Source organism: Paenibacillus sp. ISL-20 (genome assembly GCF_018613005.1).
Classification (GTDB): Bacteria; Bacillota; Bacilli; order Paenibacillales; family Paenibacillaceae; genus Paenibacillus_AQ.
The window spans coordinates 1-13,863 of sequence record NZ_JAGGRD010000073.1 but is presented as its reverse complement, the minus strand read 5'-3'; the positions used below and the strand labels follow the sequence as shown (position 1 = coordinate 13,863).

Below are 13,863 nucleotides of genomic sequence, written 5' to 3'. Positions count from 1 at the left end.
AAGTGCAGTGTTTCAAACCCTACCCAAATCGAGTGCAAAAGACATCAAAGGCTCCGTGGTCGTACATACTTCGTGTGGTCTGCCCGTGAAGCTTGTTTTTGTGCGCAACCGGAATAAAAGACGGGAATGGCTTACCATTTTAAGCACAGACGTCACGCTCGATGCGACGGAAATCGTACGAATCTACGGCATGCGTTGGAGTATTGAGACCTTTTTTAAAGTCACGAAAAGCTATTTGAAACTGGGAACGGAATTTCAGGGTCGTTCCTTCGACCAACTGATTAGCCACACGACGGTTGTATTCAGCCGTTATTTGGCGATGGAATACGAACGGCGCGAAACCAGTGATGACCGGACACTTGGTGGACTCTTTTTTCTCTTTGCCGATGAGGTTCGCGATCTGGACTTCCAAACCGCTCTTCAGCAATTGATGAGTTTATTTCTCGAGATGTTTCAAGCGAAAACGAAAAAGAGCAAAACGTCTGTTTTTTGTCAACTACAAGAATGGATTTCTGGCTTACCCAGCTATATCAAGGGTTTGTTTGGAGACTTGAGCTCGAAAGTTGAGTTACTAAGTAAAGTGTCGTAATTAAAAAATTCCATGTTCTGTTGCCATATAGCAACGGAACATGGAATTTTGAGTTTACATGAGAACAAAAATGAATTTTCGCTTAAGGCTTAACTGGTACCTTTCATGCTATTACTTTTGTTGAATCATACGCTCAATAATTGTCGATCCCAATGAAAACGCTATTGCCGATCCGGTATAGAACGAATAAAGTAATATTGCCATCTCTGAACCAAAATAGTTAACATTGAGATAACCAAACCCCATTCCTCTGAAAAAGGGGACTAACAACGATGGAAGGAAACCAATAATAATTAGAATAATTGTAAGCATTATTATCGAATGCTTTTTGAGAACGGAACGAAAAACATAGGTGATGATAATATATAACGGTGTAATCAAGAAAATATAAAACGCAATGATACCTGGATACAATAGGTGATATTCGCTTCTTTCATCAATATTAAGTACAAAATGCGCTCCCCTAAACAAAAGAACACCAATAAAGTAACTAAGAATCAAAAGGATTGGATATAGCCAGACTCGCTGTTTCATCATATAACACTCCTTTTTCTATATGGGAAAATCATATCGAATCACCATATTACATAATCATCCCCTCATTTAACGCTATTATTATATTTGAGCAAAAGAAAGATCTAATCAAAAATTTCCAATGTCCATAAAATGGCCTATTTGTTTGCTTGCATATGGCCATCCCTTTAAAATTATCTACAAACAAATCCAAAAAAATTAAATCAAAACGAAACATTTTACATTTATTCCGCATCTATACTAAATGTAATACATTTCACCAAAAATAACCAAGGAGGATGGTCCATATGAAATGGAAATCATTTTTTCTCACTTGCTTTGCCTTATTTTTTGTAGTGACAACGGCACAAGCAGCCACACCTATATCAGTCGTTGTTAACGGCAAGCACGTTCAAACAGACGTTGCTCCTTTTGTCCAAAAAGGGACTACTTATGTTCCGTTGAGAAGTATTGAACAGATTGAAGGACTTGCCGTTAAAAGCTGGAATAACAAAACTAAAACACTTGTCATTGCTGACCCAGGCAAGCAACTAACCTTGCGTGTAAGTCAAACTCATTCGGAGTCTCCGCAAATTAAAAATGGTCGTGTAATGGTCCCTATTCGCTTCATAGCGGAGAATTTCAATAGTGATATGGCTTGGAATCCTCATACAAAAACTGTTCATGTGGCAAAGATAAATGACAAGACAAAAGCAAATCTGAATTCGGCTGACATAACTAAGGCTCGTGTAACTGCGATTAACCTCCCGAAAATTTCCACTTTAAAAGAACTTACCCCAGGAGAAAGCAGCGCTGGCTATTTTCAATTGTTCTTTCCTGAAGGAAAATCAAATTCATTTTTTACAATAAAAAACGGTATTATCGATTATTACGAAGTTAAATCAAATTCAGCATGGCATACATGGAGTGGAAAACTGGGTGGAAATCAAAATAAAATCTGGTTTCAAACAAAGAGCGGAATATCAAGTGAAGTAGGGCAACGTCCTAAAATCAATGACCGGTTATTTTTTTATAACATCTCTGAACATGCAGGGCAGTCCCAGTATGGATCCATCTCTACAGATGGAAAAGAGACCATACTTGGAAGCAAGGATATTGAAAACTTAAATGATTTATACCCAATTCAAGGTGAAAACTAAGCAAATTGAAAGCAATAGGCAGTATGAAGCTATCCTTTGATAGCTTCATACTGCCCTATTTTGCTTTATTTTGCACTAAGACTCGTAGAAAGTGGGACAGCAGAATAACCCGTAAAATTAGCGCCCCATCTGGTTTAGTAATGTGTACGCGCTCATACGTATGTCCTACGGATGCGTCCCAAGGAACATATGCCCAACATTGAAATGTACCCCGTGTAAAGAACATTTTTAAAAAAAGGTTAGGCACTCTGAAGAAGATGGTTTCTGTACTGTACAGGAGTGATCTTCTTCAAGTTCCATTGATATTGATAGTGGTTGTAAACTGTGTTTTTTGCAACTGAAAAAGAACCCTTCTTTAAGGGTCCTTTCATTTGAAATATTATTTTAAACGATTATCAGTTGGTGATATGTCCGTTATATTTCCATCCATTAGATGATTTAATAAAATCAATATAGAGCTCAGAAGATCCATCTGGTGAGACCCTGGCCAAGGCAATTTGAAACTTATCTTCTGATTCTTGTACATACCCTCTATATTCAAGTTCCTTTAGATTAATAGGTTTAAGTAGAGGAATTTCTCCAATTTCAGTGGTCAATGTTTCGCTGTCTTTGGATATTTTCACATCCGGTGCGGCTACGGACTGTAAATAATCAAAATCTTTATCGGACATAGCAGAAAGGACTTTAAAAGATAAGTTTAAGGTATCACGAATATTTTCCATTAACTCTTCATTTTTTTGATTATTAGTGCTGCCCTCAAGTTCGCTTACTTTCTGTTTAAGATCATCATTCTCTTTCTGCAAAGCCTCTTTTTCTTGATCGACGGTTATTGTACCTTGACTTGAATCATCTGGGGCTGCCTCCTGATTGTTACAAGCGGCTAAAGAAAGGGTTGTGAATAGAGACAAAACAATCAGTAATTTCTTCATTGTTAACCTCCCTTTTTGGGCATTATACCACAAAATGGATAATCGTTAAAAACTAAAGAAAAGACAATACGATATCAATAAAGACATAACCAAAAAAACGTTTACTCTGGCGGAGTAATCGTTTTTTGGCTATGTCTTTTATTCTTCAACGATTGCTTCTCTCTTCATTTCATCTGATTTTACATCAAACATGTTATCATAAAATTCTTGAAAAGTACCAGGTTGGGGAATCGTAGCAGCAAAATTATTAATGCCGCGTGTGATTGCTCTTGCAGCCACTTGTTTGTGGGATACAAGCTTATTTCGGTCAGATACATTGTCGATAAACAAGATTTCCGGAAGGATAGCCCATGCATTAGTGTATCTTGGGTCGATAACATATATGTTATCACCATTACGTTGACTCGGTGCTTTTTTGACTCCTCGGTTTGTGGTAGAAAGATCAGCAGCAAGTGCGTTGTTTACATACCTTGCGAGAGAATTAGTGTTTGCACTCGATAAATCCTTGTAACTTCACGTCTTTTTTTTACGTCTTATATTAATGAACTCAGAGTATTAGGAGGTTAACTAATGAAAAAAATATCGCAAGTCTCAATCGCGATGCTATGTGCAGCGGCTCTAATTGTTCCAAATAACAACATATCTTCAGCAGCTTCAAATAAGGATACACATGTAATCATCAACAATACAAATCTTTCCTCTGAAGACATACTTCTAAAAAATAACCAAGTGTTTATTACCTTAACTGGAGCCAAGACTTTAGACGATTTAACATTTAAGTGGAACAATAAGACAAAGCAAGTAACCGTAAAAGGAAAAGAGACTAATTTAATACTCACGATCAATAAAACAACTGCACAAAAGAATAGTGAAACCGTAAAACTTAGCTCTGCTCCGTTCATCCATAAAGGAAAGACAATGATTCCTTTGCGTTTTGTTACAGAAGCAATGAGCAGCTCCGTAACGTGGAATCAGTCGATCCAAACTGCATTTATCACAAAAGCAAGTTCAAAACTGACCAATGATTATAAAAGCGACGAACTTAGTACTGCAAGAAATGCAGCAATAAATTTGCCAAGAGCTTCTCAACTATCGAAAGGATTTGAGCCGTCTTTGGATACGTTTAGTGTTCAATATTATTTCCCTGAACAAGTATCTGACCAGTTTGTAGAAGTAAATAACAACGTAGTTAGTTACTATAAAATTTCTAACAATACGACTTATCTGAAATGGCAGGGCCTCCTAGGTGATAAACCAAGCACAGAAAACGAACTTTATTTTATTAATAGAGCTTTAACAGATGAAGTTGGAACACTTCCATCATTTAAGGATACAACCTTTGCAAGCTTCCGTTGGATGCCTCATGTTGGGTCAACGGGCTATAGCCTAATTAACAAACAAAACTGGAATGATGTCATATTTAAAGATCAGAAAGTTGAGCAAAATAATGTGAATGAGAATTATATTATCGTCGATATTCCTGAAGAATAACTCTATAGTTTCATGCAAAGAGATGACGTTTGATAAACTCAGACGTCATCTTTATTTGTTTAAAACTTAAACCACTTCTCAAAAGAAAAGAAATAAGAGTCAGATGAATATGGACCAGCTGATTATTTCACTGTTGAAGACATCGGAGATGTATATTACTCCAACTCCGACTATTGGATTGATGTTTGGTATGGCTTCTGTATTACATGTTCACTAGCATGGTTTTGGCCGAGCCAAAGTAAGTGGCCAGAACAGATAGTGTATATAGACCTTCTCTCAGTTGCAGACCTACACCGATGACCGTGTTTTAATAATTTCGATAATAACTCCATTTACTTACTTTGTTTTGAATTTAGTATTCATATTAAGAGAAACTAAATGAGGACCCTGCCGTGTAGGCAAGGGGCCCTCGGTAGCGTCAAGAATTATGTGTAAATGAAAATATCCTTGTCTTGTAGAAGATTGTGCTAGTCATTGGTGGAGAACATAGCCAGTAGCTCCGATCGAGCTTGATCAAAGCCAATATGACACCGTGTAGCGAAGCGTTGGTTATAGCTTTCAAACTGTGAAACCAAGAATTTCTCAAGAGCTTCTTCATGTGGAAATTGCTCTTTGCGCTTGGTATGTCTCTTAATTTGTTTATTGAAGGATTCAATTAAATTGGTTGTATAAATGCTTCTCCATATGGGCTTTGGAAAGCTGTAGAATGTGAAGATATATGGATTTTCTCGTAGAGATTTAACGACCTTAGGATAAGTAGATTTCCACTTGTCACAGAAGGTTTCTAGAGCTGCTTTACCGGCTTTCTCATCGTCCGCCCGGTACACCGATTTAAAGTCTCCACAAATCTCTGCACGATCAGATACTCGGACTTTATGGGCAATGTTACGTGCTAAATGAACACAACACGTTTGGTATTTGGCATGTGGATAGACTTCTCCAATTGCATCTACAATGCCTTTCAATCCATCTGAGACAAAGAGAAGTACTTCTTGTGTACCACGTTCCCGAACGTCTCGCAGGAGTTCTTTCCATACGTAGGCCGATTCGGTTGGCGCAATGGTGTATGCTAAGACTTCTTTTGAGCCATCTTCACGAATCCCAACAGCAAGATAAATCGCTTCCTTAGACACAGTTTCTCGCTTAACCGCAATGTAAGTCGCATCTAAATAGACGCAAACGTAACGTTTAGTTAGCGTGCGCTTCATGAAAGCCTCTACGTGTTCAATCATAACTTTGGTCATGTTAGATACGGTTTGAGGCGTGTAATAGTGTCCGTACATTTTCTCGAGAAGATCAGCAATCTCTGTCATCGTCACACCCTTCTGGAACATGTGAATGACAAAGGATTCAAGCGTATCATTGGAACGCTTGTACGGAGCTACAGTCTGCTGTTTAAACTCTCCGTTGCGATCTCGTGGGATGTTGAGCTGCAGGTCACCATACTCGGTGCGAAGTGTACGTGTGTATCCACCGTTACGAGAATTTCCTGAATTCACCCCAATACGATCATACTTTTCATAATCTAAGAATGCCGTTAATTCCGTTTCTAACAAGCGATTCATAGCTATTTCTAGGTGGGAACGAAAAACTTCAGTCACATCCTGTTTCGTGACTAGAGCTTGGACTAAATCTGATGTAAAATGATTCATAGGGAAGACCTCTTTTCTATGAATTGTTGTGTGGTAACTCAATTCTACAAGAAAAGGTCTTCCTTTTTGCTATTTATCTATTTACACAAGATATTTTACGCTCTCGGGCCCTCTGCAATGTAACCATAGAAATCGAAACTTTTTTAACGGAATTATCGTAAGAAATATAAATATCCTTTTTACAAGAAATTATGTTCGGTATAGTTAACAAACTTGGTTCAAATTCCATTTAAACATCAAAAAAGGGGGCGTCAGACTTATGGATATCTATGAAATCACTTTATCTAAGTATAACTATGATTTGTTAAAATCGCCGCTAGTATCGTATAGGGGTTGTTGAATCAAGCCCCACATCTACGTTTTATAGCAATAGATTCGAATCATAACCACCCGTCCAACGGGTGGTTTGCACTTGGGGTATAACCCCCTGTTGCCAAACTGCGCCTAAAGACGCTAGCCTGACCACAAATCTGTTCAGGCTCAGTGTAATTTGTCACTTCCACTTACCAGTTAAACTGGTTTACTTCTTCTTGCTCCTATTGTTGCTGAATGGATCTTCATACTCTTTTACACTCCGTTTATCTATTGCTTGGTCATGTGCCTCTTGTTCTCGAATGTATTTTGCTACGGTTGCTTCGTTCAACATAATATCCTTCTGCCCAAAATTTCCGATTCATATTTATACTTTAATTGTGCATGCTTCTCAAAGATCATTAGCGCACTTTTCCCCTTCAGATATCCCATGAAGGATGATAATGAAATTTTGGGTGGTATCGCTACCAACATGTGTACGTGATCTGGCATCATATGACCTTCTATGATCTCTACTCCCTTGTACTTACATAAACGTTTCATAATTTCGATTAAATCTTTCCTCACTTGATTATAGATCTCTTTCCGTCTATACTTCGGGGTGAATACAATGTGGTATTTGCACATCCACTTTGTGTGAGCTAAACTATAGCTCTTGTTTGCCATCTAAGACCATTCCTTTCACCCCGCCTGAACATCTCAATTCTATCGGGATGGTCTTATTGGTCAAACCCTCGATCCCTCCACCCGCATAGCGGGTGGTTTTTTGTTTCGCACGTTTTACGCGCTCAACCGGCTAAAGCCTAAACAACAAGGCGGCTCCTTACGAGGGAGCCGCCTCTATTTTTTGTATGGGTTTTAATCTATATTTTCAATACCCCATTCTCCTGCATCGTTTTTAGTAAGGAAGTAGGTAATACCTTGATTTTCAATACTCCCGTCTGAGGATTTTTTTGCAAAGCGCACGCCTACTCTAATTTGTTCTGGCTGATCGACTTTTTCTATAAGATCCAAATCATAGAACATAAATTGATCGCTTTCGTTTGTGTAATAGAAGCCTTCTCTTATAGATTCCAAAGACTCCTTATTCCGATTCTCTTTAAACTTTTCTTTGTTGTTCTCTGTCCTATTTATGAAGGCTAATACAAAGAAGGTTTCCAGTCTTGGAAACCTTCTTCACTTGCTAGCCTTCATCTTTAAATGTTAGTCCTGAGAAAACCGTATACGATGAAAGTCCCTTTGCCGATCTTTCAATTTTTTTAATTAGATATTCATCTGCTTTCGATGGTTTCGGGGTTACATCAATATCCCAAGTATTTTCTACAGGTGACGAGAGACCGACATACGATACGAATTTAACACGTACTTTGTACTCGCCCCTACCGTCCACTGTCCCCGACTTTTTCGCATCGATGATGTCATGATCTAATAATGAAGGATAATTACCACCCACAGGAACATAAACTCCTGGGGCAATGAATGTCTTATCAAAACCTTCAACAACAAGGCTCTTAACCAATTCTTCATCCTGGCCATCGTACCCTAGAATAAACTGGTCAATCACTCTCTTGACCGCAGCCCACTCCTCACCATACGTATCACTGAGAGATTGATTCCAAACATCATTTACTGCTGGAGCATTAGAAGTCCCTTGTTTGATGGATACTGTCTGCGACTTGGGATCCCATGAAACGTTGGCCCCAAGTGCCTTAGAAATGGTACTGATTGGTACCATCACTCGGCCATTTACATTCTTAGGAGCAACATCAGTCGCGATACTCTCCCCATTCACAACGATTTTAATTTTCCCAGACCCGAAAGCGTAAACCCCGCCTATTACCAACGAAATACTTAGGACTACTGCTGAGACCGAGAATAACTTTTTTTTGTTCACTAACAATACCTCCTCAAATGATCTGCATTAATATAAACGCAATCTATGTTCAATTTGTTGCCAAAAAAGTAAAAAACTATTTATATTCAATTACCCATTGCCAAACATCCCTATACACCCCAAAAAAAAATATCTCGTCCTCTTTTCCCTCCAGGCATTCACACTTACTTAGAATAAACGAAAAAAATTTAGCGCACTAATTAACGTAGTTATCTTTATGGATATTATATCCTCATAACGCATTCCGTAACGATACGCAATATGATATAATCATAAAAAAGTAATATAATTGCAAAAATGTAACCGAATAATTTGAAACAATTTAACAATTAAAGTCGTAAAAAATATACAATAGAGGAAACTATATCCTCAGTACGAGAACACATGTTTGGTATAATTAACAAGCTTAGTATAGATTAACAAAAGGGGGCGCGACATATGGTAATTTACCAGGGCAAATTCTCTACTAATCAATACGATTCGTTGAAACCACGACTATCAATGGAGCTTCACCTACATATCATGGATATAATGGAATCAAGTCCTACCTCTAATTTCTTCTGCAAGATCAGTGAGAACTATCCGAATATGCTCATTTGTTTAGTAGAAGAAAATCAATTGGAATCGTATATAATGTGTCACATTTTTTCATTTGATCATATTGGAAATGAATACTCTTATCAAACCGTTACAAAAGAACAGATAGCTTTCTTAGAAAGCTATCTGAATGAGCTCAATCTTGTTTAGTGGACCCTTTTTGTTCTTGCATCACACGTTCATGTTCTTCTTCAATCGTTTTCGAGAGCAGGTCTGTAGCTGTCATGTTAAGCTTCTTGGCAGCTTCAGCCAATTGTTTTTTAATATAAGCCGGAACATCATAATGAAACTTTACCTTGTTACCGTAAGCCAATGCCTTCCCCTCCTATTGACCCATGACTTCTTGATACTTTTTCTCGATGATACGAATTAACAATTGCGTCGCGGACATGTCCTGCAAAGCAGCCGCTTCAATCAGCTTTTCTTTGATCTCCGATTGGAACTCATATGGCAACTTTAGCTTAGGCTCAACCATACGACCTTCTAATGTTCGCTCAGCATCTATTGCAAGATCCACTAACAACTGTAACGGCGAATCAGCCGAGACCTCTCTCCCATACTTAGGAAGTACGCGAATTAAGTATTGTTTCAGAGCTAGTTGATTTTCTTCCGGAATTTCAATACTTAAGCCATCATTGTTGACCTTAATTTCGCAATCCACATTATAACCAAAAAGGTTAATCATGTATTTCATATGAACCCTCCTTATCGCTTTTGTTATTATATAGTGAAACGTTACGTACTACAATATCTCTTCATCTTTCTTAGAGTCGATTTTCAATAATTCTGTAAATATCCCATTACCCTTCGCCTTATAATTTGCTAACAGGCCTAGCGTAGCCATAACGACCAATTGCGATTGGGATAGACCTGTCTGATTGGCCATCTTTTCTAATTCACTTTTCGCAGGATCAGGAAGATAAACCGTCAGCCTAGGGGGTTTTTCTTTATTAATCATCCATGCTTCCTCCTAATTAAATAACATATCTTATGTGTTATTATAACATATATTATATGCTAAATCATTAAAAATATAGCGTAACGAAACGTAATATAATAGAATGTGATTATCAAATACAGAAAGGAGGTACTTTTATGGAATTCGAGGCCTTTGTACAACTCATTGGAAATGTTGGGTTCCCAATCACATTATCCCTGATCTTACTCCAGACGATACTTGTCAAATTCAATAAGCAGATGGATGCGTTGGAAAAACGTCTAGGACAACTGGATAAAACTATGAATTTATTAGTTAGGTCTTACTATCAGAGTTCACCACCACCCCCACAAACTAAGGAAAAAGACCATTAGTTATTAGTAAAAGAGTATCTTGAAAGAGATATCGAATGATATATTTCGTAACGTAACGATATATATTACGATGTAACTCGGACTTTCCTTTAGTACACTTATTGGTTATTTTGCCAAGATTCCTGGTCAAGGACAAGTTGGAATGGCTGCTCTTCAATCTCTCGGTTTACGTACGAGGTTATCAGGGCTATCGCCGTAACACCATATACCTTTGATAGATCCTTAAAATCGGCCTTCTGGGTGGCGACCATTCAAAAGGCCTGTCCGGAAACCTCTCATGGTTTGCATCCAACAGTTCGCGCTATAGAGCAATTGAGTTTGAGTGCTCATTCATCGAGTATACGTATACTTCATCTGCGGGTCGCTAAAGTCTTCGGTATGTTCAAACTGCAGCTTCTCCTCATCGACTTCAGTTACATGATGGGACATGGTTTAGCACTTCCTAAATATCAACCCAAAAAAAGGGCTGTCCAACGACAGCCCTTTTTTTCACATTAACAGCCTAAGTACTAGCAAAAGAACAGTAAAAATGTATCAGAAGGCAGAGAGAAAGTACGAGTCTCAAGTGGTTGAATCATCTCAGCGTTTACTGAACACCCACTTTCAAAGAGAAAATACTTTGAACTGAATCTTCCTTGTCCCCTTCTTGATGAAGATAATACGTGTACGGTATATACAGTACGTCCTTCTGCGTTGGTGTTACCGTCATAGAATGAATATTTGCTGAAATGAACTAATTCGTAATTAGTCGCTGATCTTTAAAATGAAACAACAATAAAATTTATATTGCGTAACGATACGCTACATGGTAATATAAAGAGAGTTAAACAAGCTGCTTAAACTTATAAACTGCGGGGTACAGGTTATGAGTTTAATATCCCAGTAGCTCTTTAACACAAATTATATTCTGTAAAGTAGTATTTTGTATTATTTGGTGAATGAAGAGATCTATACAAAAAGAATGATTATATTTCTATCTCTTCCTCTACCAACCAAACCATTAACAAAATATAAATAATGAGAGGATGAAAAAATATGTCTACAGCAAAATATACTAGTACGACTTATAACTCCCGTGAGGTACGCATCATTGAAGCTGATCCTGAAGCAGTTGCAGTTGAAAAGATCTCTGGTACTGTTATGAATTCAGGCAAATATGGCGTTAACGGAACATTCTTCAATAATTCAAATGATTTCTTAGGAATCGCAGTAAACAGGGGGACTGGTATTGGTGGAAATGCTACATTTAATGCCTATGGTCAAAAAAGACGAGGAACTTTCTACAGCTATCAAAAAGAAATCGGGAATTTCCGAGTTCAGGAAGTAGCAAATGTTCAAAAATTATCTGATTATCCTACTTTCCCCAATACGAACTACTTTGCAATTGGTGGGTTGAACTTGTATGCCAATTTAAGTATTGATAAGACAGAATTTTACCGTCGTTTAGATGTTGATGAAGGGGCTGCTAGTGTTAACGACGTTATCAACAAGAGCACTAATGGTACCTACTCTGACCCTAGTTTACGTGCACGTACAGCAATTGGAATTAATTCAGCTGGGAAGATTGTTTTAGCTGTATTTAAATCTGAAACGCCTTGGGGCATGCGTGAATTTATGCGTAGCAAAAACTGCTATCAAGCCGCTTATTTGGATGGCGGTGGATCTTCTCAAATGCGCTATAAAAGTGGTAGCACTTCAGGAACATTTGACCCAACAGGAGTCGCTCGTCCTGTGTATAGTATGGTTACAGTTAATCCAACATCCTGGACGTAAAAATAGGGGGGACTCCCCCTATTTTTTAATCTATGGACATGATCTTCCATTTTCCTTCTTCTTCATTAAATGAAATATAATACCAAAATTTGCGTTCTTCATTTAACATATTATCTTCAAGTGATTTGACGGTTAATTTTATCGATACGTTTCCTTGATTCCCCTTCATTTGTTGGAATTCATCTACCTCCAAGCCCAGAATTTCAAAAGAAGGTAAGCCGTAGTCTTGGTTATCAAATAATTCTTTGAACTTATCTTCGTCTTTTAAATTCACATATTTTGCATAAAGATTAATTAGTTTAATCATTTCCTTTTGAGTGCCTTCATATTTGCTTTCATCAAGCGGTGTAAATTGTGTTACATCATTTTCTTGTTTAGGAACCTCTGTCCAGGTTTTCTGTTCCGTATTAGTAGGTATCTCTGTTGTACTTCTGCAACCACTAAGTAAAATACTAAAAACAATGATAGCAGCGCATAGCTTCTTCATAACGTCCCTCCTAGAATGGTTATTTCTCAAATACAACAATACCATATATTGGTTTTTATTTAAATTATAGAGAAAACAAATCAGAAAAGGATTTTTAATAACTTGATCCAGAACCTCAATTTTCTATAATCCCCCCAGCAGCAACTAGCCGTTTAGTAATATTTATATCCTCACTTGATGGTGTTTACCACGGGGATATTCGCAGTGCAAGGGTCTGCCCGAAGGGATGGGCATTCTCGAAAGAGAACAGCCACCCTTGCTCGGAGGATGGCCGTGTGGTTTGCTATGATCAACGGCTACGACTCAAGTTCCCGATGTGCCTGGAGAAAAACGTAAGGAGTTACAGCTACAATATGGAAGAGACAGCGAATCAAATCGCCTCTGGCTTCGTATCGAATGATCGAAAGATCAGCAGTGAGCAAAGCATGCAAATCTTTTGGGAAGGTTTTTTCACCGTAGAGGTTGCATCGAGGGCCAGGCATCTGGCCACCAATTGAATCCGTGGGACCGCCACGCAGGCGGTCCTTCCTTTCGCTTATCCAAAAGAGGAGGCCAAACGGCAGGTCTTGCCGGTGTTAAGCGCATGAAACGCCTGCTGAAGCTTTTGTGAGTTAATGAAGTTTTCAAAGAGCTAAAACACCCGTATAACGTAGCCGTCATAGCCTGCTTGCCACACCGGTTCTCGTATTGCAAGGGTCTGTCTGAAAGACCGGCAAAGCCGCCCTTTTACGAAGAGGTTCGGTGTGGCCGGCTAGGATGGTGGTTACGTTATGTTTACGGGCGTGCGATTTGAAATGCGGAATAACCGAACGACTGCGAAGGTTTCTTTTGCGTGGAAACCGGCGGTTTCCCTACTCCTGGTCAACCTGCATCCTAGCTTCTCACGATCTTTAGATGGATCTGCTGTTCTAGATCAGTAATTTTAAACAAAAAAGCACCTGGATTAGATCCAGACGCTTTCCCCTCATTTGTCTTCATTTCTTATTTCTTATCAGACCGCATCGATATACCACATGTCACCGATCAGTTCCGTTGAGAAGATAGTATGATCGAATCATTGTCTATACTTAACGAATACTCTCCAATAGTCTGCAGTGTTTCGGAACTCTCTTGAAGCCCATTGTTAATTGCCTCAGCTATATAGAGCGCAATTAA

General features: G+C 38.4%; 14 protein-coding genes and 3 pseudogenes. 6 read left to right on the top strand and 11 right to left on the bottom strand.

What is annotated here, in order from left to right; genetic code table 11:
• Positions 1-589: pseudogene (locus tag J7E85_RS32590) on the top strand (IS4 family transposase); the annotation flags it as partial.
• 111 nt (positions 590-700) lie between these two features.
• Here J7E85_RS32590 and J7E85_RS32585 read toward each other — a convergent pair.
• Positions 701-1,123, bottom strand: a complete 423-nt coding sequence (locus J7E85_RS32585) for a hypothetical protein (protein WP_215164109.1) — start codon at positions 1,121-1,123, stop codon at positions 701-703.
• A 287-nt stretch (positions 1,124-1,410) separates the two neighbouring features.
• On the opposite strand from J7E85_RS32585, the gene J7E85_RS32580 reads away from it, so the two are divergent.
• Entirely contained in the window at positions 1,411-2,262 is an 852-nt protein-coding gene (locus J7E85_RS32580) for a copper amine oxidase N-terminal domain-containing protein (protein WP_215164108.1), read from the top strand.
• Between the two features lie 395 nt (positions 2,263-2,657).
• Here J7E85_RS32580 and J7E85_RS32575 read toward each other — a convergent pair whose 3' ends face one another.
• Complete coding sequence (locus tag J7E85_RS32575; RefSeq protein WP_215164107.1) at positions 2,658-3,191, bottom strand: hypothetical protein; 534 nt, start codon at positions 3,189-3,191, stop codon at positions 2,658-2,660.
• 138 nt (positions 3,192-3,329) lie between these two features.
• A pseudogene (locus tag J7E85_RS32570) lies at positions 3,330-3,683 on the bottom strand (N-acetylmuramoyl-L-alanine amidase); the annotation flags it as partial.
• 78 nt (positions 3,684-3,761) lie between these two features.
• On the opposite strand from J7E85_RS32570, the gene J7E85_RS32565 reads away from it, so the two are divergent.
• Positions 3,762-4,682, top strand: a complete 921-nt coding sequence (locus J7E85_RS32565) for a copper amine oxidase N-terminal domain-containing protein (protein ID WP_215164106.1) — start codon at positions 3,762-3,764, stop codon at positions 4,680-4,682.
• Positions 4,683-5,149: 467 nt separating this feature from the next.
• Here J7E85_RS32565 and J7E85_RS32560 read toward each other — a convergent pair whose 3' ends face one another.
• The 7 genes and pseudogenes from J7E85_RS32560 to J7E85_RS32530 all read right to left on the bottom strand — a co-directional run bounded on the left by J7E85_RS32560 (position 5,150) and on the right by J7E85_RS32530 (position 10,095).
• Entirely contained in the window at positions 5,150-6,334 is a 1,185-nt protein-coding gene (locus J7E85_RS32560) for an IS256 family transposase (protein WP_215164105.1), read from the bottom strand.
• Between the two features lie 520 nt (positions 6,335-6,854).
• Positions 6,855-7,312: pseudogene (tnpA, locus tag J7E85_RS32555) on the bottom strand (IS200/IS605 family transposase).
• A gap of 192 nt (positions 7,313-7,504) precedes the next feature.
• Positions 7,505-7,723: a hypothetical protein gene (locus J7E85_RS32550; RefSeq protein ID WP_215164104.1), complete on the bottom strand. Its 219-nt coding sequence runs from the start codon at positions 7,721-7,723 to the stop codon at positions 7,505-7,507.
• 106 nt (positions 7,724-7,829) lie between these two features.
• Positions 7,830-8,540 (bottom strand): copper amine oxidase N-terminal domain-containing protein, encoded by a 711-nt coding sequence (locus J7E85_RS32545; RefSeq protein WP_215164103.1) that lies wholly within the window; start codon positions 8,538-8,540, stop codon positions 7,830-7,832.
• 733 nt (positions 8,541-9,273) lie between these two features.
• The gene (locus tag J7E85_RS32540) at positions 9,274-9,450 is read right to left on the bottom strand and encodes a hypothetical protein (protein WP_215164102.1); all 177 of its coding nucleotides are present in this window, start codon (positions 9,448-9,450) and stop codon (positions 9,274-9,276) included.
• Between the two features lie 12 nt (positions 9,451-9,462).
• Positions 9,463-9,831, bottom strand: a complete 369-nt coding sequence (locus J7E85_RS32535; protein WP_215164101.1) for a hypothetical protein — start codon at positions 9,829-9,831, stop codon at positions 9,463-9,465.
• Positions 9,832-9,879: 48 nt separating this feature from the next.
• Complete coding sequence (locus J7E85_RS32530; protein ID WP_215164100.1) at positions 9,880-10,095, bottom strand: ribbon-helix-helix domain-containing protein; 216 nt, start codon at positions 10,093-10,095, stop codon at positions 9,880-9,882.
• A gap of 137 nt (positions 10,096-10,232) precedes the next feature.
• On the opposite strand from J7E85_RS32530, the gene J7E85_RS32525 reads away from it, so the two are divergent.
• Both J7E85_RS32525 and J7E85_RS32520 read left to right on the top strand, forming a co-directional pair.
• Entirely contained in the window at positions 10,233-10,448 is a 216-nt protein-coding gene (locus J7E85_RS32525) for a YvrJ family protein (RefSeq protein ID WP_215164099.1), read from the top strand.
• 1,035 nt (positions 10,449-11,483) lie between these two features.
• Complete coding sequence (locus J7E85_RS32520; protein ID WP_215164098.1) at positions 11,484-12,221, top strand: phosphodiester glycosidase family protein; 738 nt, start codon at positions 11,484-11,486, stop codon at positions 12,219-12,221.
• A gap of 25 nt (positions 12,222-12,246) precedes the next feature.
• Here the strand turns inward: J7E85_RS32520 and J7E85_RS32515 are convergent, their stop codons facing one another.
• Complete coding sequence (locus tag J7E85_RS32515) at positions 12,247-12,708, bottom strand: hypothetical protein (protein ID WP_215164097.1); 462 nt, start codon at positions 12,706-12,708, stop codon at positions 12,247-12,249.
• A 275-nt stretch (positions 12,709-12,983) separates the two neighbouring features.
• Between J7E85_RS32515 and J7E85_RS32510 the strand changes: the two genes are divergently transcribed.
• Positions 12,984-13,205: a hypothetical protein gene (locus J7E85_RS32510; protein ID WP_215164096.1), complete on the top strand. Its 222-nt coding sequence runs from the start codon at positions 12,984-12,986 to the stop codon at positions 13,203-13,205.
• Positions 13,206-13,863 lie beyond the last annotated feature (658 nt).